We start from the raw sequence: 23,841 nt of genomic DNA on the forward strand, positions 1-23,841 counted from the left end.
CCGTGGCGGAGGCGGCGCATCCGGCCCGACGGCCGGTGACGGCAAGGGTCCGACCGGTCAGATGGCGGACTGGAACCGCATCACCGACACGGTGCCGGGGCCTTCGCCGACGAGGCCGACCCGGCGCATCAGCCGTCCGACGGCCTCGGGCGTGCAGCGGGCCAGGAGCTCGTCGAGCGTGGGCCCGGAGCGGTCGGGATCCGGCTCGGCGGACGGGAGTTCGACAGCGGCATCGGATCCGGTGATCGCGGCCTCACGCATCTGAAGTCCGAGCCCCTTCGGAGACGGGTGGATCGGGCCCCACCTACCTACCCGCGTGCGCCGGAGTCATCCGGCGCGCGGCGCGCCGGCCCCCGGCGATCACGGGCAGAGCCGCTCCACCCGCCACCCCGTCGGGCTCGTCGGGTCGGCGAGGTAGCGGAGCCGGTCGTGCAGGCGGTTCTCGCGCCCCTGCCAGAACTCGACGGTCTCCGGGATCACCCGGTACCCACCCCAGAACGGCGGGACGGGCACGCCCTCGCCCTCCGGGTAGCGGCGTTCCAGTTCGGCGTAGCGCCGTTCGAGGACCTCGCGCCCGTCGACGGGGCTGGACTGCTCGCTGGCCCAGGCGCCCAGTTGGGAGCCGTGCGGGCGGGTGCGGAAGTAGGCGGCGGTCTCGTCCCGGCCGACCTTCTCCACCCGGCCCTGGACGATGATCTGGCGGGCGAGCGCGATCCACGGGAAGAGCAGTGCGGCGTGCGGGTTTGCGGCGAGTTCGGAGCCTTTGCGGGAGCCGTAGTTGGTGAAGAACACGAAGCCGCGCGCGTCGTAGCCCTTGAGCAGGACGGTGCGCGAGTTGGGCCGGCCGTCGGCGTCGGCGGTGGAGAGCACCATCGCGTTGGGTTCGGTCATTCCGGCGTCGTCCGCGTCGTGGAACCAGTGGGTGAACTGGCCGATCGGGTCGGGCGCGAGCTGTTCCTCGACCAGGCCCTCGTGGACGTAGTGCTCGCGCATCACGGTGGGGTCCGGGCCGGGGCGGGCCGCGCCGGACGGGGTCCGGGTGGCGGGGCTCGGGGGCGTCGACTGGGCGCGTTCCGGGGTCTGCACGCCAACATCATCCCGTACGACAAGCGGCCGGCACCGCTACCTCCGGACAAACCGCGGTGGGAGATAAGGTGACTCGCCACCGCTTGGCCGACCGTCGTACAGGGAAATTGTCCGGAACCGGGTGCCTGGTTCCGTGTTTTCTCCCGGGCACGACCGACCCTCGACGGAAAAGTCAAGCGGGCACGGGGCGAACATCACCACGGTGGTGTATGGCGCAATGCACCCCGTGCCTGTCACTCTGGCACCCAGTGCCAACCACGATTCGGTCACTGGCGCGCCGCCCCACCACGGCGGAGCGCCGATCACAGAACTGAAGGAGCCGTCGCATGTCCGATTTCGTACCCGGGCTTGAGGGAGTCGTCGCGTTCGAGAGCGAGATCGCCGAGCCCGACCGTGAAGGCGGCGCCCTGCGGTACCGCGGTGTCGACATCGACGACCTGGTCGGCAACGTCTCCTTCGGCCATGTCTGGGGCCTGCTGGTCGACGGCAAGTTCAACCCCGGGCTGCCGGCCGCCGAGCCGTTCCCGATCCCGGTGCACTCCGGTGACATCCGGGTCGACGTGCAGTCCGCCCTCGCCATGCTCGCCCCGGTCTGGGGCCTCAAGCCGCTGCTGGACATCTCCGCCGAGCAGGCGCGCGACGACCTCGCCCGCGCCGCCGTGATGGCCCTGTCCTACGTCGCCCAGTCCGCCCGCGGCCAGGGCCTGCCGATGGTCCCGCAGAGCGAGATCGACAAGGCCGAGACGGTCGTCGAGCGGTTCATGATCCGCTGGCGCGGCGAGCCGGACCCGAAGCACGTCAAGGCCGTCGACGCCTACTGGACCTCGGCCGCCGAGCACGGCATGAACGCCTCCACGTTCACCGCCCGGGTCATCGCGTCCACCGGCGCGGACGTGGCGGCCGCCCTGTCCGGTGCGGTCGGCGCGATGTCCGGCCCGCTGCACGGCGGCGCGCCCTCCCGCGTGCTCGGCATGATCGAGGAGATCGAGCGCACCGGCGACGCCACCGCGTGGGTCAAGAACGCCCTGGACAAGGGCGAGCGCCTGATGGGCTTCGGCCACCGCGTCTACCGCGCCGAGGACCCGCGCGCCCGCGTGCTGCGCCGCACGGCCAAGGAGCTCGGCGCGCCGCGCTTCGAGGTCGCCGAGGCGCTGGAGAAGGCCGCGCTGGAGGAGCTGCACAACCGCCGCCCCGACCGCGTGCTGGCCACCAACGTCGAGTTCTGGGCCGCGATCATGCTGGACTTCGCCGAGGTTCCGGCCCACATGTTCACGTCGATGTTCACCTGCGCCCGCACCGCCGGCTGGTCGGCGCACATCCTGGAGCAGAAGCGCACGGGCCGGCTCGTGCGCCCCTCCGCGCGCTACATCGGCCCCGGCCCGCGCCGCCCCGAGGCGATCGAGGGCTGGGACGCCATCGGCCACTGACCGCACCGGACGTACGTCCGAACAGTGCCCCTGAGCAGCGGGTCCGGTCTCGATCGGGCCCGCTGTCGGCGTCTCCGAGCAGCCAAGATCACAGTCTCAGCGGGCGGACGACCGTACCCCCGCCCGGTGCCCGGCCGGTAGGCTGCGCGCGTGGCTCAGATCCGGATCCCCGCTGACATCAAGCCCGCAGACGGCCGTTTCGGCTGCGGACCGTCCAAGGTGCGCCCCGAGGCCCTGAGTGCCCTCGCCGCCACCCAGACCTCCCTGCTCGGCACCTCCCACCGCCAGGCCCCGGTCAAGAACCTGGTCAAGCGCGTGCGCGAGGGCGTGAGCAGCCTCTTCTCGCTCCCCGAGGACTACCAGGTGGTGCTCGGCAACGGCGGCTCCACCGCCTTCTGGGACATCGCCGCCTTCGGCCTGGTCCGGGAGAAGTCCCAGCACCTGGACTTCGGCGAGTTCTCCTCGAAGTTCGGCTCCTCGGTCAAGGCCGCGCCGTGGCTCGGCGAGCCGAGCGTGATCAAGTCCGCCCCGGGCACCCACCCGCTGCCGGTCGCCGAGGCCGGCGTGGACGTCTACGGACTCACCCACAACGAGACCTCGACCGGCGTCGCGATGCCGATCAGGCGCCCGGTGGGCGCGGACGAGGGCTCGCTGGTCCTGGTGGACGCCACCTCGGGCGCCGGCGGCCTGCCGGTGGACATCACCGAGACGGACGTCTACTACTTCGCCCCGCAGAAGTCCTTCGCCTCCGAGGGCGGCCTGTGGCTGGCCACCTTCTCCCCGGCCGCCCTGGAGCGCGCCGCCGAGATCGCCGCCTCCGGCCGCTACGTCCCACCGTTCTTCTCGCTGCCGACGGCCATCGACAACTCGTCGAAGGACCAGACGTACAACACCCCGTCGATCTCCACGCTCTTCCTGCTGGCCGACCAGCTGGAGTGGCTGAACGGCAACGGCGGGCTGGACTGGGCCGTCGCCCGGACGGCCGACTCCTCGTCCCGGCTGTACGGCTGGGCCGAGAAGTCCTCCTTCGCCACCCCGTTCGTGGCGAACCCGGCCGAGCGCTCCCAGGTGGTCGGCACCATCGACTTCGACGAGTCGGTGGACGCCGCCGCGGTCGCCAAGGCACTGCGTGCCAACGGCATCGTGGACACCGAGCCGTACCGCAAGCTGGGCCGCAACCAGCTGCGCATCGCGATGTTCCCGGCGATCGACCCGGCGGACGTCGAGGCGCTCACCCACTGCATCGACTACGTGGTCGAGCAGCTCTGAGCACCCGCTGAGGCATGCGTGAGGGCCACCACCCACCCGGGGTGGTGGCCCTCACGGCCGTTCGGGGCAGGGGCCGGGCCCGGACCGGGCAGGGGCCGCCGTCGGCCACCGGCCCGTCGGCCGACCCCCGGCATGCGGCCCCGGCAACCGCGCCCGGCAGGCATGCCCGCCGGCCGGCCTCAGCGACCGGCGAGTGAGCTGAACAGCACGACGATCAGCAGCAGCACCAGCGTGCCGGAGACGATGCGCATACGAGTCTTGGGATCCACGGTCAACGAGCGTACCTCCGCCGTCCGCGCCGCCGGACGGCGAGGGCGCCCGGAGGCTCAGTCCCGGTCGGCCAGCGCCCAGGATCCCAGTGACTCGTAGTGCGCGAAGCCGCCGTCCAGGTCGCTCTTCATCAGGTGCAGCTCGGCGGCCTCCCACTCCGGCCCCCGGTAGTCCGCCAGCGCCGCCGCCAGGCCGTCCAGCTCGGCCGCCGCGACCCGTTGGACGGCGCGCCGGTGGCCGCGGGTGGAGCCGGCCCGGGCGAGGGTGAGGTGCGGGTGGAAGGCGAAGGTGTCGGCCGGTTCCCCGACCACCTCGGCGGTGGCCCCGGCGACGGCCTCGGCCAGCCGGCGCAGCTCCCGGGTCCGCCCCTCGACGCCGGCCCACAGCACCCGGTCGCCGAACCGCCCGGCGCCCGCGATGCGCAGCCGGTGCGCCGGGTGCACCCCGGCGACGGCGGCCAGGGCCTCCTCCAGCTCGGGCAGCCGCTCGGCGGGGACCGCACCGAGGAAGGCCAGGGTGAGGTGCCAGCCGGCGACGGTGGTCCAGCGCAGCCGGTCCGCCCCGGGTAGCCCGCGCACCGGCGCGACCGCGTCGGACAGCCCCTGCAACGCCTCGGCCGGCGGGAGCACCGCCACGAAGAGCCTCATGGGCCCATCCTCCCGCGCGGAGCGCCCGGTGCGGAGCCCGGCGGCCCGGAGGGGCTCCTACGGCTCCTGCGGCCCCTGCCGCCGCTCCGGCCACTACGGCCCCTATGGCCCCGGCGACCGCTCCGCCCCTGCGGGGGCCGTCCCCGGCAGGGCCGTCTTCCCACCCGCGCGGCATTGGGCTAGAACGGGTCCGTGATCGATTCCAGCAGCTTGAAGATCCGCACCGGAGGCCCCGAGGACGTCCCGGACATCCTCGCCCTGCTCGACGGCGCCGTGGCCTGGCTGGCCGGCCGGGACCGCACCGGCCAGTGGGGCGACCAGCCGTTCAGCACCACGCCCGAGCGGGTCGAGCACGTCGAGCGGTACGGCCGCGAGCCGTTCCTGATCCGCCTCGCCGTGGACGGCGGGGGCCGTACGGTCGGCTCCTGCGTGCTGTCCGAGGAGTGCGGCTCGTACGTCCCGGCCGTGGACGAGCGCGAACTGTTCGTCCGCAACCTGGTCACGGACCGCACCCGCAAGGGCTCGGGCATCGGCGCCGCGCTGATCGCCGACGCGGTCGAGGAGGCCCGGCGGCGCGGCATCGGCCTGCTGCGGGTCGACTGCTACGGCGGCGCCGACCGCAAGCTCGTCGCCCAGTACCGAGCGCTCGGCTTCACCGAGACCGAGGGCTTCGAGGTCGAGCAGCCGGGCGGCGTCTGGCCCGGCCAGGTCCTCGCCATCCGGCTCTGACGCCGGGAACCCCCCGGGGCGGACCCGGGGGGTTCGACGTCACGTCAGCAGGCGGCGGCCAGCTGGGACTTGCGCGTCGGCGCGGTGCGCGGCACGACGGCGACCACGCGGCCGCCGCGGCCCGGGTGCAGGTCGAAGCGCACCCGCAGGTCCGCGCTGCGGGCCAGCACCAGGCCGACCACGGCGGCGGCCAGCGCGGACACCAGTCCGCAGGCCAGCAGGCCGGTCCGGGGCCCGTACGAGGCGGTCACCCAGCCGACGACCGGGGCGCCGATCGGCGTGCCGCCGGTGAAGACCAGCACCAGCAGGCCCATCACCCGGCCGCGCATCGCGGGATCGGTGGCCAGCTGCAGCATCGAGTTGACCGAGGTGTTGAAGCTCAGCCCGAAGACCCCGATCAGCGTCAGCAGCAGCGCGAAGGTCCAGTAGCCGGGTGCGAAGGCGGCGGTCACCTCCAGCGCGCCGAAGGCCAGCGCTGCGACGACGAGCCGGCGCAGCCTCGGCGCGCCCCGGCGGGCGGCGAGCAGCGCGCCGGCCAGCGAGCCGACCGCCATCGCGGTGTTCAGCAGGCCGTACTGGCCGGCACCGACCTTGAACGTGTCGTGGGCGAATCCGGCGAGCAGCGTCGGGAAGTTGAAGCCGAAGGTCCCGATGAAACCGGCCAGCACCATCGGCCAGAGCAGTTCGGGCCGCTCCTTCACGTACCGCAGACCCTCGCGCAGCTGCCCCTTCTCGCGGGCGATCGGCTCGGTCGGGCGCAGTTCGCCCTCCCGCATCGCGAGCAGTCCGCCGATCACGGCCACGAAGGACAGCGCGTTGACCGCGAAGGCCCAGCCGCTGCCGACCGCGGCGATCAGCAGGCCCGCGACGGCGGGGCCGACCAGGCGGGCGGTCTGGAAGTTGGCGGCGTTCAGGCTGACCGCGTTGGCGAGGTCCTTGGGCCCGACCATCTCGGAGACGAAGGCCTGCCGGGTCGGGTTGTCCACCACGGTGACCAGGCCGAGCAGCAGGGCGAAGGCGTACACGTAGTAGGGCGTCACCACGCCGCCGACGGTCAGCACGGCGAGTCCCGCGGCCAGCAGGCCCATCGCGCCCTGGGTGTAGATCAGCAGCCGGCGCTTGGGCATCCGGTCGGCGAGCACGCCGCCGAAGAGGCCGAGCAGCAGCATCGGCAGGAACTGCATGGCGGTGGTGATGCCGACCGCGAGCGGGCTGCCGGTGAGGCTCAGCACCAGCCAGTCCTGGGCGATCCGCTGCATCCAGGTACCGGTGTTGGACACCACCTGGCCGGCGAAGTAGTAGCGGTAGTTGCGAACGCGCAGGGAGGAGAACATCCCCCCGGGCCTGGTGAAGCGGGCGCCTGTCGGGGATGCGGCCGGGTGGGTCCGGCCCTGAGCGGCGGAGTCCGCCGCGGTGCGTTCGTCGGGGTCGTCGTCGCCGCTGCCGGGCAGCCCCGTGGGGGCGGGTGCCTGGGCGTCGGCGGCCCCGGCGCGGTCCGCGGCGGGGTCGTTGGTCAGGTCGTCGGTACGGATGGCGGCGGCGCTGGCTGCGGCCGGCGGTGTCACGGTGGTCTCCCCTCGCGGCGCGACGGCCATGGCGGTGGCCGTCGCGCTCCTGGTGTCGGTGGTCGGTCCTGCGGTGATGCGGTGTCCCTTCTCCCGCGGGGTCCTTCCCGGCTGGGCCGGCGGGGTTCGGTGTGCCTAGAGGTGTGCGAGCTTGTAGAGCACGGGTGCGGCCTCCCGGAGGACGGCCCATTCCTCCTCGTCGAGCCCCTGGGCGAGCTCGGCGAGCCAGACGTTCCTGCGCCGGCGACTCTCCGCGAGGATCGTCTCGGCCTGCTCGGTGCTGCTGACGACCACCTGACGGCGGTCCTCGGGGTGCGGCTCCCGCCGCACCAGCCCCTTCTCCTCCAGCATCGCGACGATCCTGGTCATCGAAGGAGGCTGCACGTGCTCCTTCCGGGCGAGCTCACCCGGCGTCGCCTTCCCGCACCGGGCGAGGGTGCCCAGCACTCCCATCTCGGTGGGACTGAGCGACTCCTCCACCCGCTGGTGTTTGAGTCGTCGGGAGAGGCGCATCGTGGACGACCGCAGCTGACTGATCGCTGCGAGGTCCTGCTCGGACATCTCGGGCATCTCTTTAGCTTACGTCATTACTCTCGCTAAGGAAAATGGGATCCGCCGCCGCGCCGGAGCTTCGGCCCGGTGACATATTGGTGATGGGCCTCAGGTCTCGACTCCCAGAAGGGCCGACCAGCCATGTCCGACCTCGTCTCCGAGCAGTCCGCGCCGTCCGAGCAGTCCGAGCAGTCCGGACAGCCCGGACAGGGCGACACCGGGTTTGCCCGGCTCGCCATGGTCACCATCGACTGCGCCGACCCGGTCGCGCTGGCGTCGTTCTACGGCGAGCTGCTGGGGTGGGAGACCCGGCACGTGGACGAGAACTTCGCGATCCTCGACAACCCCGAGGGCGGCAGTCCGCTGGGCTTCGGGCGGGTGAACGGGTACCGGCCGGAGCCGTGGACGGAGCCGGACGGGAGCAAGCACTTCCACCTCGACTTCTACGTGGACGACCTGGAGGAGTCGACGGCGAAGGCCCTCGCACTCGGCGCCACCCAACCCGCGTACCAGCACGGGCGCACGCTCAAGGTGCTGATCGACCCGGCGGGCCACCCGTTCGGGCTAGCGCCGTTGGAGTAAGACACGAACGGGCCCGGGGGCCGTGCGCAGGCGGTGTCAGGGGTTGGTGCCAAGATCATGCAGGCGCCGTAAAGGTCCATCCTGACCTGGGATTTCACGAAAACCACGAACATTGTGCGACCGCCGGACAGTGGCCTACTCTCCCCCGTTGTCAGGGGCACCACACGCCAGGCTCCCCTCGGCGGACCCCGTACCCGTTCGCGTGCCCGTTTCCGCACGCCCTCCCCGGCCGCCCCCGGCCGACCCGCGTCCGCCCCAGCCCTGGCGCCCTCAACCCCGCCTCCAGGGAGCTCAATTGGGTGAGATCCACCATGCCGACCACGGCTGGGTGACACCGGCGGTCTCGTACTTCGTCGCCTGCCTCGGCGCCTTCGTGGCCCTGCGCAGCGCCCGCTGGTCGCTCGTCTCGACGGGCCGCACCCGGGCCGTCTGGCTGCTCTTCGCGTCCACCTCGCTCGGCGCCGGAATCTGGTCCATGCACTTCATCGCGATGCTCGGCTTCTCCGTGACCGGCGTCGAGATCAGCTACCAGCCGGGGCTGACCGTGCTCAGCCTGCTGGTCGCCGTCGCCTTCGTCGGCGTCGGGCTCTTCACCGTCGGGTACTGGCGCCGGCGCCCCGCGCTCGCCCTGCTGATCGGCGGGCTGACCACCGGCCTCGGGGTCGCCGCGATGCACTACCTGGGCATGGCCGCGATGGTCCTGCCCGGCCGACTCGGCTACGACCACGTGACGGTGGCGCTCTCGGTCGCCATCGCCGTGGTCGCGGCGACGGCCGCGCTCTGGGCCGCGCTGAACATCCGGGGCACGCTCGCCGTCCTGGCGGCCGCGCCGGTGATGGGCGTGGCGGTCTGCGCCATGCACTACACGGGCATGGCGGCGCTGTCGGTCCAGGTGGACTTCTCGCACTCCACGCAGGACGGTGTGATGGCGCTGCAGTTCATCTTCCCGCTCGGGGTCGGGCTCGGCTGCTACGTCTTCTTCGGCTCGCTCGCCTTCGCCGTCTCCCCGAGCCGCCCCGACGCGCAGCCCCTGCTGGCCGGTCCGGCCGCCCCGCTGCCCCCTCGGGCGCCCCGGGCACCCCGGCCGCCGCGGGAACCCCTGGTCCCGCAGCAAAGGCTGCGAGGAGCCGACGTCCGGCGCTGAGCGGCGGGCGGCACGCGAGCGGACGCCCGGCCGGTCCCCCACCCCGGCCGGGCGTCACCGTGCGCGCGCATCCTGCCCGGGCGGCCCGGGCGCGTCCTACTCGGGCCGCCCGAGCAGTCCGGCCACGTGCTCCGGCGTGGCCACCGGGCACGCCTTGTGCACGAAGTCCCGCCGCAGCCCGTGGTACGGCTCGCCCGCCCGGTAGAAGTTGGCGTGCATCCGCCGCAGTTCCTCCGCCCGGTACTCGGCCAGCGGCTTGGCGTCCTCGTCGGCGGCGCGGCGGCGTTTCTTGTCCACCAGCCGCCCGGTGAGCTCCGGTGAGGCGGCGATGCCGGAGGCCTCCCGGACGACCCAGCGGCGGAACTCCGCCGCGTCCCCGCCGGACGTGCGGTCCACCAGGCCGATCCGGCGGGCGTGTTCGGCCCCGACCGGCAGCGCCTCGGTGGTGAGCCGCTCGGCCCGTTCGGCGCCGACCCGGTTCGGCAGGGTGTACGTCCAGTACTCGGAGCCGTACAGGCCCATCAGGCGGTAGTGCGGGTTGAGCACCGCCGAGTCGCGGCACCACACCTCGTCGGCGGCGAGCGCCGCCATCAGCCCGCCGGCCGCCGCGTTCCCGCCGAGGGCCGCGACGGTGACCTTGTCCGTCGTGGTGAGGACGGCCTCGACGAAGTCGTCCATCGCGTTGATGTTCTCCCAGGACTCCAGCGCCGGGAAGGCCGAGCCCTGGATGACGTTCAGCTGGATCCCGTTGGAGTAGAAGTCCCGGGGCGCTCCGAGCACCAGCACCGAGGTGGGCCGGTCGGCCGCCTCCCGGTAGGCGGCGAGCAGCCGGCGGCACTGCTCGGTGCTCATCGCCCCGCCCGGGTAGGCGAATTCGAGGTAGCCGACGTCGCCCTCCTCGCGGTAGCGCAGCTCCGACCAGGTGTCGCGGCGGGCGGCCGCCGCCGGGCTCACCGGCACCTCGCGGACCCGGTACAGCTCGTCGGCGAGCACCGTCGCGGCGGGCAGTTTGAAGGTGGCGGGCCCGCCGGGAGTGCGGCGCGGGCGCAGCTGCGGGATCCACACCGCGCCGTCCGCGGTGGCCCGGCAGATCGCTCCGTCCCGGGTGGCCAGCACGGCGCCGGGCACCGGGCCGCGCAGCTCGTCCTCGGGGTGGCCGCCGTGCAGGAAGAAGTCGCGTCCGTACAACTCGTCCGGCACGCCGGGCTGGGAGTCCGCGGCCCGCAGCTTGCGCAGCACGGTGGCGGTGTCGTCGTGCTCCCAGTCGATCCGGCGCGCCTCCTGGCGCAGCAGCGGCCGCAGCTCGCCGCGCACGTCGGGTCGGCCGTAGTCCAGCGGTTCGGGGGTGAACAGCCCGCCCTCGTAGCGCTGGACGGCCAGCACGACGGCCTCCGCGGCGGCGTCGGCGACCTCGCCCCGGTACAGCTCGCTCTTGCCGCAGTCGGGGACGGGGAAGTCGACGGACGCCCAGATGTCGCCGGCGTCCATCTCCTCGACGGCCTGCAGCACGGTGACGCCCCAGCGCTCCGCGCCCTCGGTGATCGCCCAGTCCAGCGAGGAGGGGCCGCGGTCGCCGGTGGGCCCCGGGTGCACGATCAGGACGGTCCGGGTGGACCAGATGTCCCGCGGGACGGCCTTGGTCAGCATCGGGCAGACGATCAGCTCGGGATCGGTGCGTGCCACCCCGTCCCTCATCTGCTCGTCACCGAGTGCGAGTTGCACGGCGACCTGGTGGCCGCGTTCGCGCAGCTCGGTGTGGACGCGCTGGGTCAGGCTGTTGAACGCGCTGGCGATCAGGAGAATGCGCAAGGGGGGCCTCCGGCGGTACAGGGGTCGCGCGGAGGCGATGAAACCAGGGCATGGACACGTAACGATTACGGTCCGTACCTCGCCGCTCTACCCTCACGCACCCCGCACACCTGTGGTCCCGGCGTGGCCCGCGCTTCGCGGTATCTCCCCAGTCCCTTCTCCGAGTTGGACTGGCGCGGGCCCCCGCGGCACGGCAGGGGCCCGCTGTCGCGACGGTGCTCAGCGCGGGAACGCCCGGCGGGCCCGCCAGGTGGTGTGCTCGCGGGAGACCGCGTCCTCCGCCTCGGCGGCCAGCCGGGCCCAGCGCGCCTCGGCGTCCGGCGCCCGGACGTCCAGGTCGGAGAGCTGGTTGCCGACGTTCTCCAGTTCGCGCGCGGCCAGCTGGTAAGCGGCGGCCAGCGGGCGGAGCTGCTTGAGCTGCGTCCAGGCGATGATCGCCGCGGCCGCGGCCGAGCTGGCCCCGAAGACGTGCACCTGCAGCGCACCGGTGGCCTGGGCGATGGCGGCCGCCGCACCGAGGATGATCAGCGCCGCGATGCCGAGCCCCCAGGAGACCGCCTGCGAGTCGCAGGAATCCGCCCGGGAGCGGTACCAGGTGCGCTGGCCCTCGACCCGGGTGCGCAGGTAGAGGGTGCGCCGGGCGGTCAGGCTCTCGGCGCGCAGCCGCCGCATCTCCGGGGTGATCTCGGCGACGGTGTCCGGAGGCACGATCTCCGGGTCCTCGAAGGCCCGCATGACGTCCTCGACCTGCAGCAGGTAGCCGCGGTCGACGTCCGCGGACTCCGCCTCGCCGTCGAACGGGCGGGCCCGGACGGTGTACTTCCAGGCCAGCGTCTTGACCGACTCGGCCGCCGCCCGGGCCTCGTACCAGCGGCCCTGCGGGTTGCTGCGGCGTAGCCGGGACCAGAAGTAGCCGGCGACCAGGAAGGCGGCCACCGAGAACAGCGGCCAGACGTCGAAGTCGCCGCCCTCGTGGTCCGGGCCGGGGAACGACCCGATCAGCGCGGCGACCACCAGCATCGCGATCAGGCCGCGGTACCAGCGCAGCGTCTCGCGCTGGCCCTCCAGCGAGGCGTTGTCCGCCGTCCGGAACAGCTCCGGCAGCAACTGCGCCTCGACACCCCCGGGCGGATCCTGTTGCACCATCGGTCGAGTCCCCTCCCCCTTCTCCGTCCAGCCAGTATTCCCGCCGCCAACTGGGCTACACGGGCACCTTTTTGACACCTTCCGACCGCCCGTGATTGCCCGTCGGACGGGTCACCGATACAACCGGTTACATGCCGCTGCACTGGAAGCTCGTCATCGACTGCGCCGACCCGCACCGCCAGGCCGCGTTCTGGGCCGCCGCCCTGGAGTACGCACTGGAGGACCACGGCCCGCTGGTCACCCGGCTGCTCGCCGCCGGCGCGGTCGGCCCGGACGCCACCACCGAGGTGGACGGCCACGCCGCCTGGCGCACGCCGGCCGCTGTCCGCCACCCCGAGGACCCGTACGACCCGGACTCGGACACCGGCCTCGGCCGCCGCATCCTCTTCCAGGCCGTCCCCGAGTCCAAGCAGGCCAAGAACCGCCTGCACCTGGACCTCCACCCCGGCCCGGGCGGGCGCGCCGCCACCGTCACCCGCCTCGAAGCCCTCGGCGCCACCGTCCTGCGGGACGTCGCGGAGCCGGGCGGCGCGTGGACCGTCATGCGGGACCCCAACACCTCTAACTCCTACTTCTGAGCCTGACCGAGAAAGCCCCGCCCAGGCGAACCCGGACGGGGCTGTGAGGGTCTAGCGGGTCTTCGCCGGGGCGCAGGGGGTCCGGCACGCCCAGCGGACGTACGCGGGGCCGCTTACGCGGTCCACGGTGCCGATCACTCGGCCGTCAGCGGTCTTCGTGCCGCAGATGCAGCACGAGTGAGGCTTGGTCGCGTTCTCTGCCATCACACGCCCGCCCCGGCGAGCACCTGGTCAGCCGTGGCTGCGTCGGCCAGCCAGTTGACCGGATCAGGCAAGTCGAGCGCTGCGAACGCTGCTGCGCGCCGGATGGGGTCGACGACGGCCTTCGGGGTGTAGGGGCGCACTGTGGCGTTGTCCTCACCGCGGAGAGGCTTCCGCCAGTCAGCGACGTGCGGCGGGATCTCCCTGAACAGCGCGGGCATCTCCCACGACGGCGCGGGCGGGGCGGCGGGCCTGGGGTGGAACGGCTACCGTGCCATCGCCGACGAGCTGACCGCGGAAATTCATGCAGGCGTGTACGACGACGGGACGCCGTTCCCCTCCGAGTCGGCTTTGGTGACGCGCTTCGGTCGGGCGATCATGACCGTTCGGCGATCCCTCGAAGTGCTCCGCGAACGCGGGCTGATCACGACCGAATGGGGACGTGGGTCCTGGGTTGTTCCGGCCGACCAGCGACCGGCGCCGACGGAATAGCCCCGCACAGCCGGACCCGGACGGGACAGAGAGCTAAGTCGTCCGGTGATTCCGCCAGCGTTCTGCGGCTGCCAACATCTGGGCCGTCCACGCGTCGGGGTCTTGACCGCCGATCTCGTGCCACATGTTGGCGTTGGCGATGGCGAATGCGTCGATCCCCTTGGCGGGAGCCGTCTGCCACGTCGGGACGCGTGAGGCCCACTCCTCAGCCGCGGCGGGGTCGTGCCCGGATGCGATCAGCCAGATCACCCAATACGCAGCGTCCAGCCACGGGGCACCCTTGGTGGCCCATGCCCAGTCAACGAGCCGGGCACCCTGGTCGGTCACGAGAACGTTCGTGTTGTGCCAGTCGGTGTGGAGCAGCGCGTTCCCGGCGAAGTGGTCAAGGTCTTCCGGCCACGCGGCGTACCGGGCGAGCCGCTGTTCGGCGTACCGAAGTTCGATCGGCGGACAAGGGGTTTCCGCCAGACGCCGAAGTACGTCAACGACCTTGGGCAGGTCGGGCGAGCCGGGCCTGTAGTCGGCGTGGTGCCCGTCGACCGCTTCGAAGATCAGCAAGTCCCATCCCGCGGCCTCGACGCGGGCGAGCAACGCGGGTGCGATCCCGTGCACGTACGGGTTCACCTCCGCCTCTCTGGCCTGAGTCCACACCCGTCGATGGTCTGCCCTGAGTCCCTTCACGTAGTACTCGCCGGCCTGAGTGATCAGGCGAGCAGCAATCTCGCTGTTGAAGCCCTCGGCTTCCGACTCCACTTTCAGGGCCGGGCCGGTGCGCGTCTCAACGGCCCTGCGCGCCGCGACGGGAAGGTCGGCGTAGGGGATGCGGGTCGTGGTCACGGTCTTCCGTTCGTCAGTCATGGAAGGCCCCCGGGCGGGCCCCAGGTTGAACGTCTGGAGCCTGCCCGGCGACACGTCACGCTAGTACCGGATTACCGGTACGGGTTGTCGTCGTTGCATCCCGGGAGGGCGTCGACGCCGAACGCCTCGGCGTCGTCGATGAACGACAGCTCGTCGTCCTCCTCGGTGCGGGTGGGGCTGATCTCGACCATGACAGCGGTCATGCTGCACTCTCCTTCTGTCCGTGTTGGCAGTAGTTCCTGAGTGGTGCCTTCGCCTCCTGGTAGCGCTTGGCCAGCGGCCTGCACACCGAGCATTTCTCGGAGAGCTGGCAGCCGGCGCAGCCACCGGTGCGAAGCATGAGGCCGTCAGCGATTACGCCGAGGCGGGAGAGTCCTTGGACTCCTTCGGTCATCAGGTCGACCTGTTCGTCGCGGGCGACCTTGCAGATCGACGCCTGGCCGTGGGGGTCGACGTGCAGGAAGGTGTGACCGGCGTTGCAGCCCTCGAAACGGCCAACCGGTTTGAGGTGGGCGGGACTCTGGGAGTCGAGTGTCTTGCCGCCGCCGTAGATCGTCGGGGACATGTGGGTGTACTCGATGTACGGCACTCCGATGTCGTCGGCCATGCCGCGCATGCGGTCCTGCTCGTGAGCGGTCTTCGCCGTGATGATCAGCGACAGGCGCACGGGCAACCCGGCGTCGACGGCGGCGGCCAGTCCGACAGTGACGCGCTTGAACGCGCCCCGACTGTGGGTGAAGCCGTCGAACGTCTCCTGCGTGGCGCCGTACAGGGACACGGCAACCCGGTACGGCCGGACGGACGTCAGCACGTCCAGGATCTCCGGCCGGGACAGTCGCGACCCGTTCGTCTGGACCTCGATCATCATGCCGAGGTCGTGGGCGAGCCGAGCGACGCCGGGGAAGTGCCGGTCGATCAAGGGTTCGCCCCCGGTCATCTGGAGCCAGAGCACCCCGGCGTCCCGCAGGGTCCGCAACAGGTCGTGCTTGCCTGCCTCGTCCAGGCCCGCAAACGGCCGCTCACCGAGAAAGCAGTGATCACAGTCGAAGTCGCACCCGAGGTTGAGTTCCCAGCTGGCCCGACTGTGGCCGAACAGCGGCGGCTTCCGGATCAGCACGACTTCGCCGATCGGCCGGTCCGGGAGCGTCATGTCCCACCGGCGGTTAACGGCGTCCGTCAGCCAGCGCGGGATACCGCCGTGGTCCAGCTCCCGGAACAGGCGCTCGGGAATTTTGATGGCCTCGATTCGGCCGGGCTTCAGCACGACGTGCCCACCCGCGAACGGGGCAGCGATCAGTTGGTGTCCCACGGTCCCCTCCATTTCATGACGCCGGTCGGGCGTCGTAGCTGTCGGATTTCACCTGCGCAGGCCTCCGGTCGGCGGCGTGACCGGTTCGAACGGGAGTCGGGGTGGGCGTCCGAGGCGGTTCGCCTCGTATCGGTTCTCCGTCTGCATCGGACCAGCGCACCGGATCGTCATGAAGACGGGTTGGTCCTCCTCATACCGCCGGAGCAGGATGGCTGTCTGCCGCACCCTGCCGTTTACGGGGTCGGCGAACTGTTGCCGACGGACCACTTCCCAGATACGGCCTTGTCCGTCGCGGAACCGTCCGCGCGCCGGGGGCAGCCCCAGGCGTTGAACGCATCCGGCGGGTCGGGGGCATTCGCACGTCTCGGTGTTGGCCACCGTGGCGACGACGTCGGAGACAAGGAACGGGGCGCCGGCGGGCGTCTTCGGGGGCACTGGATCACCCCCTGGTCGGGTCATAGATGACGGTGACGTCCGCCCAGCCCTGTCCTCTGCCCGCTCCGTACGTCCACCGCCCCGTTCGCTCGGCAACGCGCCGACCGTGCCGCAGCAGGATTTCCCCGAAGTTGATCATTTCCGGAGCGGGCTCCAACCCGGAGCACTGCCAGGCAGCCCCCGCAATCAGGTTGGATGCCAGACGCTCGAACGACGCGCAGTACACCCACCCGTTGGTGTCAGGCGTCCCTGCAACTCCAGGGAGCCCATCTTTGGCAGGGATGCCCGGTTGGCCGCTGAACCAGAACTGGGCTTGCCACACCCTGGAAGCGGGCCCACTACCGGAGAGCATTCCGCCGGTCATGCGGCAGGGTTCTCGCTGTGCTGCGCCCATCGGATGCGCTGCGCCTCCGACCGGCCCCGGATCTGGACACCCCACCGGGCGAACCGCACCCGCAACCACTGGTCGGTGTGCCCCGGTTCGCGCGCAAGGGCGTACCTCGACACCCCGTTCTCGTACCGCTTGATCAGCCTCTGGCGGACCTTTCCGGTCGGTTCGTCCGCCTCACTGCGCGGCGGGACCTTGCTGGGCTTGGGGAGCAAAACCATTGTTCCTTCGTGGGGTGGGGCCTGGGCGCTGGCACGCGCCCAGGACGGGGTCTGGAGCGGTCCCGCCCATCCATGACGGGGGGCATGTACGGACGGGACCACCGTTCCCGTACCGGGACGTCCACCCAAGCGTTCGGGCGGGGGTACGGGAGTTGGAGCCCGCCTCGATCGGAGTTCACGGAAGGACATCCGATCGGGGCGGGAGTTCGGGGCTACCGGGTCCGCTTCCGGCCGCAGACCTGAACGGCAGGCTCGTCCGGGTGCGCCCGCCGACAGTCCGGCGGCAGCAAGAGCCCGAACCGGCGGCAGCCGCAGGACCACGTGCTGATGCCGTCCGCGTCCGGCTCGCTCGGGTTGATCTGCGCACCGCAGAGACAGCGATCCGGGGGGTCACTCATTTGCCGCACCTTTCCGGGTAGTGGTTGCCCCCCGAAGAAGGGCATCGGCAGCGACGACCGCCGCACCGAAGACGCAGTTGAAGCTGAGCAGCACCGCAAGTGCCCTAGGCCCGTACGGCTGACCGTGTATCGCCGTGTCCGTCACGAGAGCGACGGCCAGGGCGGCGACGGCGGCTGTGCCGACCAGCACTGTGTAGACCCGCGGCGGTCTCACGCGTCCGTCAGACGGATCGATCCTCGGGGCGCTCCGAGCGGGTTGGCGTACTCCAGTCCCGGGCCGATCGGTCCGACGTCCGCCGGGTCCGCCGTCCACTCGCACCCGCCCCCTTCGGGGCGGACGTACTGCTGACCGCCCCAGGCGCCCATGTAGACGCCGGTTCGGTTCGTCCGTCGGTCGTGGACAAGCTGTCCACGCTTGGGCCGGTACACGGTCATGTCCGCCGCCTTTGAGCCGTTGCTGTGCGGTAACTAGACAACTGCACCGGGTAGGCGAAGGGGTATACCTGACGTCAAGACAGATCGGTTGTCTCGAATGGGGAGTTCACGTTGGCCGGCAGGCGGGTGCAGCAGCGAGACGTACAGATCACGCCTAACGTCTGGGCGTGGCTGCTGCGGGACCACCGGGAGAGGGCGGGGTTCGACTCGTGCGCCAAGCTGGCGCGGGCAATCCGCTTCCACCCCAGCTACGTCAACAAGATCGAGGTTCTGGAGCGCCCGCCGACCCGTGCGTTTGCCGAAGCGTGTGACACGGCCCTTGACACTCACGGCCAGTTGGCAGACGCCTGGGATCGGGTCGACTGGGCCACCATCGATCATCCGGAATGGTTCAGGTCATACGCCGGGCAGGAACAGGAAGCGTGGAGGATTCGCGGGCTCCACACCGAACGTATTCCAGGCCTTCTTCAGACTGCCGACTACGCTCGCGCGCTGTTCCGGTATGTACTTCAGCCCGAAGCCGACGACGCCGAGATCGAGCGGGGCGTACGGGCGCGACTCCGGCGGCAGGCGCGGTTTCTAGCCCCCGGAGGGCCGGAACTCGTGGCCATAGTCGATGAGGCGGTCATCTGGCAGCAGGTTGGCGGGCGCCTGGTGATGCACGAGCAGCTTGAACACCTGCTGACCATCCCGGACCGGCATCCGAACATCCATCTACACGTCACGCAGAGGGAGTTGGGCGAGCGAACCGGAGCGGGCGGCTTTCATCTGTTGAGCCTGCCGGACGGGGAGACATGGTCCTACGCAGAGAGCAGAGACGGCGGGCACTTCGTGACCGACCCGGAAACGGTGGAGCGGCGATCGCACGCCTATGATCGGCTTCGGGCTGAGGCACTGAACTGGCCGGACTCCGCCCGCCGGATTCGTTGCGCAATGAGGGAGCTAGTGAACGTGACCCCAACCAAACCTGTCGACTGGCACCCCGGGCCGCGCGAGTGGAAGACGTCGACCTTCTCTCAGGGCAACGGCGGCGAGTGCATCGAGGTAGCTCCCGCTGCCGCTCGGGTCGAGGGCATCGTTCCGGTGCGAGACAGCAAGGACCGGAGTGGTCCGGAGTTGGGGTTCTCCCCCGCGGCGTGGTCGGCCTTCGTAGGCGCCATCCAGGCCGGGGAGTTCCCGACCTTCTGATCCGGCCCAAGGCGCAGAGAAGCCTCGGGGACTGGTTCCCCGGGGCTCTTCTTGTATGGAGCTTGCGGTCACTGCAACCCCCGAACAGCCGAAGGTGCTGGTAACGCGCGAATCGGTGCACGGCGCGGCCCCGCCCTCCCACGGGGGAGGACGGGGCCGCGCGGCGTACGGCGTCGGGGACCGTAGGGCGTCAGAGCAGTCCGAAGGCCGGCATCAGGTAGTAGAAGGCGAACACCGCCGCCACCGCGTACAGCGGGACCGGCACGCTGCGGCCGCGGCCGACGGCCAGGCGCAGGACGCAGAAGGCGATGAAGCCGAAGCCGATGCCGTTGGTGATGCTGTAGGTGAACGGCATCATCACGATGGTCAGGAAGGCCGGGATCGCGATCGTGTAGTCGGCCCAGTCGATCTCCTTGATCGAGTTGGCCAGGATCAGGAAGCCGACCGTGACCAGGGCCGGGGTGGCGGCCTGGGCGGGGACCATGGTGGCAAGCGGGGTGAGGAAGAGCGCCACCACGAAGAGCAGGCCGGTGACGATCGAGGCGAAGCCCGTGCGGGCGCCCTCGCCGACGCCGGCGGTGGACTCGACGAAGCAGGTGTTGGCCGAGGCGGAGGTGGCGCCGCCGGCCGCAGTGGCGATGCCGTCGACCATCAGGATCCGGTTGATGCCCGGCAGGTCGCCCTTCTCGTCCAGCAGGTGGGCCTCGTCGGCCACGCCGAGGATGGTCCCCATCGCGTCGAAGAAGCACGACATCAGCACGGTGAAGACGAACAGCACGCCGGTCAGCACGCCGACCTTCTCGAAACCGCCGAACAGGCTGACCTTGCCGACCAGCCCGAAGTCCGGCGCCGCGACCGGGTTGCCCGGCCAGGTCGGAACGGTGAGGCCCCACTTGAGCGCCGGGACGTCGGCCACCTTGTCGATCACCACGGCGAGCGCGGTGGAGACCGCGATGCTGATCAGGATCGCGCCGGGCACCTTGCGGATCACCAGGATCAGGGTGAGCAGCAGGCCGACGACGAAGACCAGGACGGGGAAGCCGAGCAGGTGCCCGTTGCCGCCGAGCTGCAGCGGGACGGTGGTGTGCGCGGCGTCCGGGATGCGGCTGACGAAGCCGGAGTCGACCAGGCCGACCAGGGTGATGAACAGGCCGATGCCGATCGCGATGGCCTTGCGCAGGCCGAGCGGGACGGCGTTCATGACCCGCTCCCGCAGCCCGGTGGCGACCAACAGCATGATCGCGAAACCGGCCAGCACGACCATGCCCATGGCGTCCGGCCAGGTCATCTTCGGGGCGAGCTGGAGCGCCACGATGGTGTTGACGCCGAGGCCGGCGGCCAGGCCGATCGGGACGTTGCCGATCACGCCCATCAGCAGGGTGGTGAGACCCGCGGTGAGGGCGGTGGCGGTGACCAGCTGGGCGCTGTCCAGGTGGGCCCCGGTCACGTCCGTGGCGCTGGCCAGGATGATCGGGTTGAGCACCAGGATGTAGGCCATGGTGAAGAACGTGGCGACACCGCCGCGGATCTCGCGCGGCAGGGTGGAGCCGCGCTCGCTGATCCGGAAGTAGCGGTCGACCGCGCCGGTGGGGGGCTCGGGAGCGGCGTCGGCGGGTTCGGGCGACTCGGTGGTCGGCTGGACCACAGGCATGCGTGCGTCCTCTGTGGGGGAGCTGAGGAGAGGGGGGTGACACCCGGGGCGACGGTGGCCGGGATCAGACCTTTAAGTATGGTTTCCCGATCGCACACGCGCTATCTTCGCGCGTAGAGCCCGCAGGGGTCGCGACCCGGGCCCACCCGGGGCCGCGCCCGGTCCGCACCCGGTCCGTACGGCGGCCTCCACGCGGCCTCCACGCGGCGTCCGGGCCCCGCCGCACCGTACGCTAGGCCCCATGCCCAAGACGCCGCTGCACCCCTCGCCCCCTCCACTGGAGGCCAACGACGTCGCCATCGTCGGCGGTGGCACGGTGGTGTGGTTCGTCGCCTTCCTCGCCCTGCTCCCCTTCCAGGGCACGCTCTCCGAGCACGGTCACGGCACCTGGCCGTGGATCTGCCTCTCCGGCGGCCTGCTCGGCCTGATCGGCCTCTGGTACTGCCGCGCCCGGCGGGACGCGATCGCCCGCAGCCGCGCCGCCGGGGCGGCCGGGCGGACGGTGGACGACAACGGTCAGGACCCGGCCACCCGGTCGGACTGAACGGTCCTTTAGTAGCACGCATCGGACATAAGGCGCCCGTAGAGTCGGTGCCATGACGCAGCCTGCCCAGCCAGCGGAAGAGCGGCCGACCGGCGGAGACCATCCGGACGGGGCCCACCCCCTCGGGCTGCTGCCCGGCCGGCGCGGCGGCCTGACCATCGCCGAGGTCGCCGAGCGGGTCGCGAAGGGACAGGTCAACGACGTCCCGGTCCGCTCCAGCCGCTCCACCCGGGAGATCGTCCGGGCCAACGTCTTCACCCGCTTCAACGCGATCATCGGCGTGATGTTCGGCATCATCCTGGTGGTCGGCCCGATCCAGGACGGCCTGTTCGGCCTGGTCATCGTCGCCAACACGGCGATCGGCATCATCCAGGAGCTGCGCGCCAAGAAGACCCTGGACAGCCTGGCCCTGATCGGCGAGGCCCGCCCGCAGGTCCGCCGGGACGGCGCCGCCCAGCAGATCGGCGTCTCCGAGATCGTCCTCGACGACACCGTGCTGCTCGGCATCGGCGACAAGGTGATCGTGGACGGCGAGGTCACCGAGGCGGACGGCCTGGAGATCGACGAGTCGCTGCTCACCGGCGAGCCCGACCCCGTCCTCAAGCAGCCCGGCGACCAGGTGATGTCCGGCAGCTTCGTGGTGGCCGGCGCGGGCGCGTTCACCGCCACCAAGGTCGGCCGCCAGGCCTACGCGGCGCAGCTCGCCGAGGAGGCCAGCAAGTTCACCCTGGTGAGGTCGGAGCTGCGCAGCGGCATCGACAGCATCCTGCGGTTCATCACCTACCTGCTGATCCCCACCGCGATCGGCCTGATCATCAGCCAGCTGGCCGTCGAGGGCCGGGACTGGCGCGAGGCCGTGCGGCGGACGGTGGCCGGCATCGTCCCGATGGTCCCGGAGGGGCTGGTACTGCTGACGTCGGTGGCCTTCGCGATCGGCGTGATCCGGCTCGGCCGCAAGCAGTGCCTGGTCCAGGAGCTCCCGGCGATCGAGGGACTGGCCCGGGTCGACACCGTCTGCCTCGACAAGACCGGCACCCTCACCGAGGGCGGCATGGACGTGATCGACCTGCGGGTGCTCTCCGACGGGGAACCCACCGCCGTCGACCCGGCCACCGTCAAGCACGCGCTCGCCCTGATGGCCGGCGCCGACGCCCGCCCCAACCCGTCGATGCAGGCGGTCATCGACGCGTACGGCCGCGGCGACGACGGCGACGGCTCACCGGGCGCATCCCCGGGCGGCGTGCCGGGCGCCGCCGCGGGCCGCAAGGGCTGGCGGGTCATCGAGGCGATGCCGTTCTCCTCGGCCCGCAAGTGGAGCGGCGTGCAACTGCTGGAGCCGCAGGGCGGCGAGGCCAGCTGGCTGCTCGGCGCCCCCGACGTGCTGCTGCCCGCCGGGCACCCGGCGCTGGCCGAGGTGGACGAGCTGGGCGCGCGGGGCCTGCGGGTGCTGCTGCTCGGCCGCTCGCCCGTCCCGCTGGACTCCCCCGACCCGGCGGCCGGCCTCATCCCGCTCGCGCTGGTGGTGCTGCAGCAGCGGCTGCGCGGCGACGCCGCCGAGACCCTGCGGTACTTCGAGGGCCAGCAGGTCCGGGCCAAGGTCATCTCGGGCGACGCGGCGGTCTCGGTCGGCGCCGTGGCCGGCCACCTGGGTCTGCCGGGCGCCGACCGCCCGCTGGACGCCCGCACCCTGCCGACCGACCCCGAGGAACTCGCCGAGACCGCCGACCGGACCAGCGTGTTCGGCCGGGTCACCCCGCAGCAGAAGCGCCTGCTGGTCGGGGCGCTGCAGTCCCGCGGCCACACCGTGGCGATGACCGGCGACGGCGTCAACGACGTGCTGGCGCTCAAGGACGCCGACATCGGCGTGGCGATGGGCACCGGATCCGACGCGACCAAGGCGGTCGCCCAGATCGTGCTGCTGAACGACTCCTTCGCGACCCTGCCGTCGGTCGTCGCCGAGGGCCGCCGGGTGATCGGCAACATCGAGCGGGTCGCGTCGCTCTTCCTGGTGAAGACGGTCTACTCGGTGCTCCTGGCGCTGCTGGTGATCTTCACCCACTCGCCGTACCCGTTCCTGCCCCGGCACTCCACCGTGCTGTCCTCGCTGACCATCGGCATCCCGGCGTTCTTCCTGGCCCTCGCCCCCAACAACGAGCGGGCCCGCACCGGCTTCGTGAAACGCGTGCTGCGGCTCGCCGTCCCCGCCGGCGTCATCGCCGGGACCGGCACCTTCGTCGCCTACACGCTGGCCCGCACCGACCACGCGACCGACCTCAAGGCCGACACCAGCGTGGCCACCCTGACGCTCTTCCTGATCGCCATCTGGGTCCTCGCCATCGTCGCCCGCCCGTACACCTGGTGGCGGCTGCTGCTGATCGCCACCATGGGCGGGGCGTTCGCCCTGGTCCTGGCGGTCCCGGCGCTGTCCGACTTCTTCGAGCTCTCCCTGGTCGGCGTCCGCGACCCGCTGATCGGCGTCGCCATCGCCCTGGTCTGCGGCATCGCCCTGGAGATCACCTGGCGCTACATGAAGCGCCACGGCATGGAGTGAGCAACCCGGGGTGAGCCGCCCGCGGCGAGACGCGGCCGGTCGAGACGCACCGGTCGAGACGCACCGGTCGAGACGCACGGAGTGACACGCGCCGCCGGATGAGTGACAGCCCCCGCACCGAAGCCCGATGATGGGCCCCGGGAGGGGGTGCCGAATGGCGCGCAAGGGTGGGGACCTGGAGGCGTTCATCGCCTTCCTGGCCGGGCTGCTGGCGGTCGGGCTGACCGCACTGGCGATGGCGGGCATCGGCCTGGCGATCAGACCGACGCCCGCGCTGCGGGGAGCCGCGCTGGTGACCCTGGGGGCGGTCTGGCTGACCGTCGCCGTCACCGTCTACGGCCGCCTCCGGGCCCGCGCCCGCTGAGT

The 23,841-nt window shown here is 71.6% G+C and carries 25 protein-coding genes and 2 pseudogenes; 13 read left to right on the forward strand and 14 right to left on the reverse strand.

Annotated features, from left to right (window positions below; genetic code table 11):
• Positions 1 to 57 precede the first annotated feature (57 nt).
• Both AB0D10_RS18150 and pdxH read right to left on the reverse strand, forming a co-directional pair.
• Positions 58 to 261 carry a hypothetical protein gene (locus AB0D10_RS18150; RefSeq protein ID WP_360257134.1) on the reverse strand — a complete coding sequence of 68 codons (204 nt, stop codon included), beginning with the start codon at positions 259 to 261 and terminating at the stop codon, positions 58 to 60.
• Positions 262 to 360: 99 nt separating this feature from the next.
• Positions 361 to 993: a pyridoxamine 5'-phosphate oxidase gene (gene pdxH, locus AB0D10_RS18155; protein ID WP_360257300.1), complete on the reverse strand. Its 633-nt coding sequence runs from the start codon at positions 991 to 993 to the stop codon at positions 361 to 363.
• Between the two features lie 419 nt (positions 994 to 1,412).
• On the opposite strand from pdxH, the gene AB0D10_RS18160 reads away from it, so the two are divergent.
• Positions 1,413 to 2,513, forward strand: coding sequence for a citrate synthase 2 (locus tag AB0D10_RS18160; RefSeq protein WP_360257136.1), 1,101 nt, complete (start codon positions 1,413 to 1,415; stop codon positions 2,511 to 2,513).
• Between the two features lie 150 nt (positions 2,514 to 2,663).
• Complete coding sequence (gene serC / locus AB0D10_RS18165; RefSeq protein ID WP_360257139.1) at positions 2,664 to 3,782, forward strand: phosphoserine transaminase; 1,119 nt, start codon at positions 2,664 to 2,666, stop codon at positions 3,780 to 3,782.
• 326 nt (positions 3,783 to 4,108) lie between these two features.
• On the opposite strand, the gene thpR is transcribed toward serC, so the two are convergent.
• On the reverse strand, positions 4,109 to 4,699 hold the full coding sequence (gene thpR, locus AB0D10_RS18170) for an RNA 2',3'-cyclic phosphodiesterase (RefSeq protein ID WP_360257141.1): 591 nt from the start codon (positions 4,697 to 4,699) through the stop codon (positions 4,109 to 4,111).
• Between the two features lie 192 nt (positions 4,700 to 4,891).
• Here thpR and AB0D10_RS18175 point away from each other — a divergent pair, with 192 nt between their 5' ends.
• Positions 4,892 to 5,428, forward strand: a complete 537-nt coding sequence (locus AB0D10_RS18175) for a GNAT family N-acetyltransferase (RefSeq protein ID WP_360257143.1) — start codon at positions 4,892 to 4,894, stop codon at positions 5,426 to 5,428.
• A 44-nt stretch (positions 5,429 to 5,472) separates the two neighbouring features.
• On the opposite strand, the gene AB0D10_RS18180 is transcribed toward AB0D10_RS18175, so the two are convergent.
• Both AB0D10_RS18180 and AB0D10_RS18185 read right to left on the reverse strand, forming a co-directional pair.
• Positions 5,473 to 6,993 carry an MFS transporter gene (locus AB0D10_RS18180; protein WP_360257145.1) on the reverse strand — a complete coding sequence of 507 codons (1,521 nt, stop codon included), beginning with the start codon at positions 6,991 to 6,993 and terminating at the stop codon, positions 5,473 to 5,475.
• Between the two features lie 135 nt (positions 6,994 to 7,128).
• Positions 7,129 to 7,563 carry a MarR family transcriptional regulator gene (locus AB0D10_RS18185; RefSeq protein ID WP_030235202.1) on the reverse strand — a complete coding sequence of 145 codons (435 nt, stop codon included), beginning with the start codon at positions 7,561 to 7,563 and terminating at the stop codon, positions 7,129 to 7,131.
• Positions 7,564 to 7,686: 123 nt separating this feature from the next.
• Between AB0D10_RS18185 and AB0D10_RS18190 the strand changes: the two genes are divergently transcribed.
• The gene (locus AB0D10_RS18190) at positions 7,687 to 8,127 is read left to right on the forward strand and encodes a VOC family protein (protein WP_360257147.1); all 441 of its coding nucleotides are present in this window, start codon (positions 7,687 to 7,689) and stop codon (positions 8,125 to 8,127) included.
• Between the two features lie 295 nt (positions 8,128 to 8,422).
• The gene (locus tag AB0D10_RS18195) at positions 8,423 to 9,271 is read left to right on the forward strand and encodes an MHYT domain-containing protein (protein ID WP_360257149.1); all 849 of its coding nucleotides are present in this window, start codon (positions 8,423 to 8,425) and stop codon (positions 9,269 to 9,271) included.
• Positions 9,272 to 9,367: 96 nt separating this feature from the next.
• Here AB0D10_RS18195 and AB0D10_RS18200 read toward each other — a convergent pair whose 3' ends face one another.
• Positions 9,368 to 11,080, reverse strand: a complete 1,713-nt coding sequence (locus AB0D10_RS18200; protein WP_360257150.1) for a hydrogenase maturation protein — start codon at positions 11,078 to 11,080, stop codon at positions 9,368 to 9,370.
• A 219-nt stretch (positions 11,081 to 11,299) separates the two neighbouring features.
• Positions 11,300 to 12,226, reverse strand: a complete 927-nt coding sequence (locus AB0D10_RS18205) for a DUF4231 domain-containing protein (protein ID WP_360257151.1) — start codon at positions 12,224 to 12,226, stop codon at positions 11,300 to 11,302.
• A gap of 131 nt (positions 12,227 to 12,357) precedes the next feature.
• Between AB0D10_RS18205 and AB0D10_RS18210 the strand changes: the two genes are divergently transcribed.
• Positions 12,358 to 12,804 carry a VOC family protein gene (locus tag AB0D10_RS18210; protein WP_360257153.1) on the forward strand — a complete coding sequence of 149 codons (447 nt, stop codon included), beginning with the start codon at positions 12,358 to 12,360 and terminating at the stop codon, positions 12,802 to 12,804.
• Positions 12,805 to 13,007: 203 nt separating this feature from the next.
• On the opposite strand, the gene AB0D10_RS18215 is transcribed toward AB0D10_RS18210, so the two are convergent.
• Positions 13,008 to 13,226, reverse strand: a complete 219-nt coding sequence (locus AB0D10_RS18215) for a hypothetical protein (protein WP_360257311.1) — start codon at positions 13,224 to 13,226, stop codon at positions 13,008 to 13,010.
• On the opposite strand from AB0D10_RS18215, the gene AB0D10_RS18220 reads away from it, so the two are divergent.
• Positions 13,150 to 13,497: a GntR family transcriptional regulator gene (locus AB0D10_RS18220; protein WP_360257156.1), complete on the forward strand. Its 348-nt coding sequence runs from the start codon at positions 13,150 to 13,152 to the stop codon at positions 13,495 to 13,497. The two genes, AB0D10_RS18215 and AB0D10_RS18220, sit on opposite strands and share 77 nt — an antisense overlap.
• A 33-nt stretch (positions 13,498 to 13,530) precedes the next feature.
• Here AB0D10_RS18220 and AB0D10_RS18225 read toward each other — a convergent pair whose 3' ends face one another.
• The 5 genes from AB0D10_RS18225 to AB0D10_RS18245 form a co-directional block, all read right to left on the reverse strand.
• Complete coding sequence (locus AB0D10_RS18225; RefSeq protein WP_360257158.1) at positions 13,531 to 14,334, reverse strand: aminoglycoside phosphotransferase; 804 nt, start codon at positions 14,332 to 14,334, stop codon at positions 13,531 to 13,533.
• Between the two features lie 92 nt (positions 14,335 to 14,426).
• On the reverse strand, positions 14,427 to 14,558 hold the full coding sequence (locus AB0D10_RS18230; protein WP_360257160.1) for a hypothetical protein: 132 nt from the start codon (positions 14,556 to 14,558) through the stop codon (positions 14,427 to 14,429).
• A complete protein-coding gene (locus AB0D10_RS18235) occupies positions 14,555 to 15,664 on the reverse strand; it encodes a radical SAM protein (protein ID WP_360257162.1) in 1,110 nt (369 codons plus the stop codon). Before AB0D10_RS18235 ends, AB0D10_RS18230 begins: the two co-directional genes overlap by 4 nt.
• A 795-nt stretch (positions 15,665 to 16,459) precedes the next feature.
• Entirely contained in the window at positions 16,460 to 16,708 is a 249-nt protein-coding gene (locus tag AB0D10_RS18240) for a hypothetical protein (RefSeq protein WP_360257164.1), read from the reverse strand.
• A 608-nt stretch (positions 16,709 to 17,316) separates the two neighbouring features.
• Positions 17,317 to 17,541 (reverse strand): hypothetical protein, encoded by a 225-nt coding sequence (locus AB0D10_RS18245; RefSeq protein WP_360257167.1) that lies wholly within the window; start codon positions 17,539 to 17,541, stop codon positions 17,317 to 17,319.
• Positions 17,542 to 17,667: 126 nt separating this feature from the next.
• Here AB0D10_RS18245 and AB0D10_RS18250 point away from each other — a divergent pair.
• The 3 genes and pseudogenes from AB0D10_RS18250 to AB0D10_RS18260 all read left to right on the forward strand — a co-directional run.
• Positions 17,668 to 17,880, forward strand: a pseudogene (locus AB0D10_RS18250) (helix-turn-helix transcriptional regulator); the annotation flags it as partial.
• 63 nt (positions 17,881 to 17,943) lie between these two features.
• Positions 17,944 to 18,456, forward strand: a pseudogene (locus tag AB0D10_RS18255) (DUF5753 domain-containing protein); the annotation flags it as partial.
• 18 nt (positions 18,457 to 18,474) lie between these two features.
• The gene (locus tag AB0D10_RS18260) at positions 18,475 to 18,729 is read left to right on the forward strand and encodes a DUF397 domain-containing protein (protein WP_360257302.1); all 255 of its coding nucleotides are present in this window, start codon (positions 18,475 to 18,477) and stop codon (positions 18,727 to 18,729) included.
• Positions 18,730 to 18,919: 190 nt separating this feature from the next.
• Here the strand turns inward: AB0D10_RS18260 and AB0D10_RS18265 are convergent, their stop codons facing one another.
• Positions 18,920 to 20,380 carry an NCS2 family permease gene (locus AB0D10_RS18265; RefSeq protein ID WP_360257170.1) on the reverse strand — a complete coding sequence of 487 codons (1,461 nt, stop codon included), beginning with the start codon at positions 20,378 to 20,380 and terminating at the stop codon, positions 18,920 to 18,922.
• 241 nt (positions 20,381 to 20,621) lie between these two features.
• On the opposite strand from AB0D10_RS18265, the gene AB0D10_RS18270 reads away from it, so the two are divergent.
• From AB0D10_RS18270 to AB0D10_RS18280, 3 genes are all read left to right on the forward strand, one after another.
• Positions 20,622 to 20,924 (forward strand): DUF2530 domain-containing protein, encoded by a 303-nt coding sequence (locus AB0D10_RS18270; protein WP_360257172.1) that lies wholly within the window; start codon positions 20,622 to 20,624, stop codon positions 20,922 to 20,924.
• Positions 20,925 to 20,976: 52 nt separating this feature from the next.
• Positions 20,977 to 23,475: an HAD-IC family P-type ATPase gene (locus AB0D10_RS18275; RefSeq protein WP_360257174.1), complete on the forward strand. Its 2,499-nt coding sequence runs from the start codon at positions 20,977 to 20,979 to the stop codon at positions 23,473 to 23,475.
• 154 nt (positions 23,476 to 23,629) lie between these two features.
• The gene (locus tag AB0D10_RS18280) at positions 23,630 to 23,839 is read left to right on the forward strand and encodes a hypothetical protein (RefSeq protein WP_360257176.1); all 210 of its coding nucleotides are present in this window, start codon (positions 23,630 to 23,632) and stop codon (positions 23,837 to 23,839) included.
• Positions 23,840 to 23,841: the final 2 nt, after the last annotated feature.

Origin of the sequence: Kitasatospora sp. NPDC048545, from assembly GCF_040651155.1 — a bacterium.
Taxonomy (GTDB): domain Bacteria; phylum Actinomycetota; class Actinomycetes; order Streptomycetales; family Streptomycetaceae; genus Kitasatospora.